We start from the raw sequence: 3,656 nt of genomic DNA on the forward strand, positions 1-3,656 counted from the left end.
CTGTAATTCATTGGAAATGTAAAAAAAGCAGGGTTGGGCGGAATAATTTAACAAAAAACCGTTCAAGCAATGTATTTTCTTGTAAAATATCAAGCTTCATTTTAAAAAATATTCGGATTAGTTCCCGATTTTGACCGACGGAAGGGTTATGGATTTTCGTTTTGACATTATTTATGAATACCGCTGGATGTTTTTATACGGCGTGTTGACAACGCTGGGGCTGACGGTGGTTGCAACGGCAGGCGGCTCGATTTTGGGTTTGCTGCTGGCATTGGCGCGTTTGATTAATCCGGAAAAAGCCGGTGTGCCGATGCGTGCCTTGGCTTGGGTGTTGCGTAAGATTTCTTTTTGGTATGTTACGCTGTTTCGCGGTACGCCATTGTTTGTACAAATTGTGATTTGGGCTTATGTTTGGTTCCCATTTTTCGTTCATCCGGCCGACGGTGTATTGATTAGCGGCGAAGCAGCCATTGATTTGCGCCGTTCTTATGGTGCGTTGATTGCCGGTTCTTTGGCTTTGATTGCGAACTCGGGTGCATATATTTGTGAGATTTTCCGTGCCGGTATCCAGTCGATTGATAAAGGCCAAATGGAAGCTGCGCGTTCTTTGGGTCTGACCTATACTCAGGCGATGCGTTATGTGATTTTGCCGCAAGCTTTACGCCGTATGTTGCCGCCATTGGCCAGTGAGTTTATTACGTTATTGAAAGACAGCTCATTGCTTTCTGTTATCGGCGTGGCAGAGTTGGCTTATGTACAAAGCACGATTACCGGTCGTTATTCTGTCTATGAAGAGCCGCTTTATACAATCGCGCTGATTTATTTGGTGCTGACAAGCTTTTTGGGTTGGGTATTCCTGCGATTGGAAAGCCGTTACAATCCGCAACACCGCTAATCGGTTTGAATCAAAAAAGGAAGACTTTTTCAAGTCTTCCTTTTTTATTTGCCGTCAATGTTTCAGACGGCCTGAAATCAGAATGCTTCGCCGACTTTGACACCGCCTGCGATGTCTTTGGGCGTTGCCAGTTTGGCAGTAGCCTGTTGGGCGGCTTGGAATTCTTCGGTTGCCATGATGTTGGTAGCTTCTTGTACGGTCAATGTGTTGGCCATGTATTGCCAACGTGCTGCCAAATCGGCGTTTGCCGGTGCGTGGAAACCGTCTCGCAATTCATTGACCAAGTCAGGGCGGTTGCACACCAGTACAATATCGCAGCCTGCTTCAAAAGAAAGGCGGGCGCGTTCTTTAATACCGCCGACACCGCATGCACCTTCCATGGTCAGGTCGTCTGAAAAGATAACGCCGTTAAATCCGATTTCTTGGCGCAGGATTTGCTTCAGCCATTTTTCGGAGAAGCCTGCAGGTTGGCTGTCTATTTGAGGATAGACGACGTGGGCAGGCATGACTGCGGCCATACCTGCTTGGCTCAATGCGCGGAAGGGGATAAGGTCGGCAGCTTCCAGCTCTTCGCGGCTGCGTTCATCACAAGGCAGGACGTGATGGCTGTCGCCTTCGACAAAGCCGTGGCTGGGGAAGTGTTTGCCGCAAGATTTCATGCCGCCTTTGTTCAGTCCTTTTTGCAGGGCAAGGGCAAGCTGGGTAACGATGTTGGCGTCGCGGTGGAAACTGCGGTTGCCGATGACGGCGCATTGCCCCCAGTCCAAATCCAAAACAGGCGTGAAGGATAGGTCGATACCGCAGGCGGAGAGTTCGGTTGCTAAAACCCAGCCGACTTGTTCTGCTTGGGCGCAGGCGGCTTCTCTGCCTTCGTTGTCCCAAATTTCGCCCAATACGTTCATGGCCGGTAGGCGGGTGAAACCGTCAATAAAACGTTGAACCCGTCCGCCTTCGTGGTCGACGGCAATGATGAGTTCAGGTGTACGGACGGCTTTGATTTCTTGAACCAAAGCTTTGAGCTGGGAAACGTTTTCAAAGTTGCGGCGGAACAAAATAACGCCACCGACGGCAGGGTCGAGCAGGCGTTGTTTTTCTTCTTCGGTCAGATGATAGGCGGCAACATCGGCCATGACTGGGCCGCGTGGAAGATGAGGCGTATTCATTGTTTTGTCCTGAATAATGTATATATTGGATAATCGTTATGTTCAGACGGCCTGAGAGTGTAGGAATATCTCAGGCCGTCTGAATATTGGTTTTGAATTAGGCAGTTGCTTTTTTCTTGTCTTTCAAGATAAAAATCAATATAACCATCACGATGCCGGTTACCACAAAACCTAAAGGTGCAGAGCCGGTCATGCCCAGTGCGAGGTAGCCTGAGGCGGCAGACGCGGCTACGGTCAGCGCGTAAGGGAATTGCGAGGTAACGTGATCGATGTGGTTACAGTGTGCGCCGGTAGAAGAGAGGATGGTGGTGTCGGAAATCGGCGAGCAGTGGTCGCCAAATACGGCACCGGCCATTACGGCAGACATGCAAGGGATAATCAGCGAAGGTTCGACTTTGACGGCCATGGCGGCGGCAATCGGCAACATGATGCCGAATGTGCCCCAGCTTGTGCCGGTAGCGAAGGCCATCACGCCTGCGAGCATAAACAAAATCACGGGCAGGAAGCCTGCGTGGATATTGCCTGCCACCAAAGTGGAGAGGTATTCGCCGGTGTGCATCTCGCTGACAACGGTGCTGATAATCCATGCCAAAATCAAGATGGTAATGGCACCGCGCATAGAGATGATGCCTTGCCAAATGGCTTTAGGGTAATCGCTGGTTTTGATGGTGCCGATGGTGCAGAGGATGACGGCCAATACGCCGCAAGTACCGCCGAACACCAGGGAAGTGTTCACATCGGTATTTTCAAATGCGCTGAGCAAAGAGAAGGTCTCAGAAGCTTGCGCACCAGTGTAAATCATGGCGGAAACAGTAGCGACAATCAGTACCAAAACCGGCACAATCAGTGCAAATACACGGCCGTTGGGATGGCCTGTTTCAACGGTTTCATCATGAATTTCGTTCAAAGCGGCGCGTTCCAAACGGGCCATAGAGCCGATGTCGAAGGAGAACCAGGCCACGACAAACACCATAATCAATGCGAAGACGGCGTAGTAATTCATCAGGCTCATGGCCACGAATGCGCCCATTGGTGTGTAGTCTGTGATGTTGTAAGTCACCAAAAGGCCGGCCAAAGTAGCGATAATCGATGCGCCCCAGCTGGATACCGGCATCAAAACGCACATTGGTGCGGCAGTGGAGTCAAGGATATAAGCCAGTTTGGCGCGGGAAACTTTGAATTTGTCGGTTACAGGGCGGGCAATCGCACCGACGGCAAGGCTGTGGAAATAGTCGTCAATAAAGGTAACGAATACCAGACAGGCGGTCAGCAGCTTCGCACCGCGACGGCCTTTGATGTGCTGTTTTGCCCAATCGGCAAATGCTTGGTTGCTGCCGGAATGCGTCAGCAGGGAAGTGAAAATCCCCAAAAGCACCAAAAAGAGCAGGATTTTGGGTTTGCCCAAGGACCAATCGCCGTCAGCCCAAGTCAGGCTGATTGCCATGTCTTTTAAGTGAACCAAGGCATCGAGTGGATTACCGCCTACCAGCAGGAATGAGCCGACGATAATGCCGACACCCAGGGACAGCAACACACGGCGTGTGGCAATGGCCAGGGCGAGCGCAAGGGCTGCCGGGACGATAGATAAAATAGAATTT

At 50.8% G+C, this 3,656-nt stretch carries 3 protein-coding genes; 1 reads left to right on the forward strand and 2 read right to left on the reverse strand.

Annotated features, from left to right (window positions below; translation table 11 throughout):
* Window positions 1-148: 148 nt before the first annotated feature.
* On the forward strand, window positions 149-895 hold the full coding sequence (locus tag ACTHUT_RS15535; protein WP_003684370.1) for an amino acid ABC transporter permease: 747 nt from the start codon (window positions 149-151) through the stop codon (window positions 893-895).
* 77 nt (window positions 896-972) lie between these two features.
* Here ACTHUT_RS15535 and nagZ read toward each other — a convergent pair whose 3' ends face one another.
* On the reverse strand, window positions 973-2,058 hold the full coding sequence (nagZ, locus tag ACTHUT_RS15540) for a beta-N-acetylhexosaminidase (RefSeq protein ID WP_250599773.1): 1,086 nt from the start codon (window positions 2,056-2,058) through the stop codon (window positions 973-975).
* 97 nt (window positions 2,059-2,155) lie between these two features.
* Window positions 2,156-3,656 (reverse strand): Na+/H+ antiporter NhaC family protein (locus ACTHUT_RS15545; protein ID WP_440418996.1); only part of this gene is annotated, 1,501 nt, incomplete at its 5' end.

The organism is Neisseria sp. P0022.S010, from assembly GCF_051956635.1.

What these genes read in the sequence shown, in the direction of transcription:
- ACTHUT_RS15535 (WP_003684370.1), top strand. Translation starts at nt 149, where the DNA reads ATGGATTTTCGTTTTGACATTATTTATGAATACCGCTGGATGTTTTTA.
- nagZ (WP_250599773.1), bottom strand. Translation starts at nt 2,058, where the DNA reads ATGAATACGCCTCATCTTCCACGCGGCCCAGTCATGGCCGATGTTGCC.